The sequence below is a fragment of the Paraburkholderia sp. BCC1884 genome (assembly GCF_900996225.1).
Lineage (GTDB): Bacteria > Pseudomonadota > Gammaproteobacteria > Burkholderiales > Burkholderiaceae > Paraburkholderia.
Genome location: NZ_CAAJGL010000116.1, coordinates 1 through 543 on the forward strand (window position 1 = coordinate 1; position 543 = coordinate 543).

The 543-nt window shown below is 66.9% G+C and carries 1 pseudogene; it reads left to right on the plus strand.

Features of this window, described 5'->3' with window-relative positions:
• Positions 1–65: 65 nt before the first annotated feature.
• Positions 66–543 (plus strand): annotated as a pseudogene (purH, locus tag FQ705_RS27620) (bifunctional phosphoribosylaminoimidazolecarboxamide formyltransferase/IMP cyclohydrolase); the annotation flags it as partial.

Here is a 543-nt window from a genome sequence, read left to right on the forward strand (position 1 = left end):
CGGGCTCGCTCGCGCGGCCGCTTCGTTCCCGTTTTCCTGGCTATTGGCTACTGGTGCTCCCCATCATGATCAAGCAAGCGCTCCTCTCCGTTTCGGATAAAACCGGCATCGTCGAATTCGCGACGGCCCTCTCGCAGCAGGGCGTCAAGCTGCTGTCGACGGGCGGCACCGCGAAACTGCTCGCCGAGGCGGGCCTCCCGGTGACCGAAGTGGCCGACTACACCGGCTTCCCCGAAATGCTCGACGGGCGCGTGAAGACGCTGCACCCGAAGGTGCACGGCGGGATCCTGGCGCGCCGCGAGCTGCCCGAGCACATGCAGGCGCTCGACGCGCACGGCCTCCCGACCATCGACCTGCTGGTGGTGAACCTGTACCCGTTCGTCGCGACCATCGCCAAAGACGACTGCACGCTGGCCGACGCGATCGAGAACATCGACATCGGCGGCCCGACCATGCTGCGCTCGGCCGCGAAGAACCATCGCGACGTGACGGTGATCGTCGACCCGGCCGACTACGCCGTGGTGCTCGACGAGATGAAGGCCA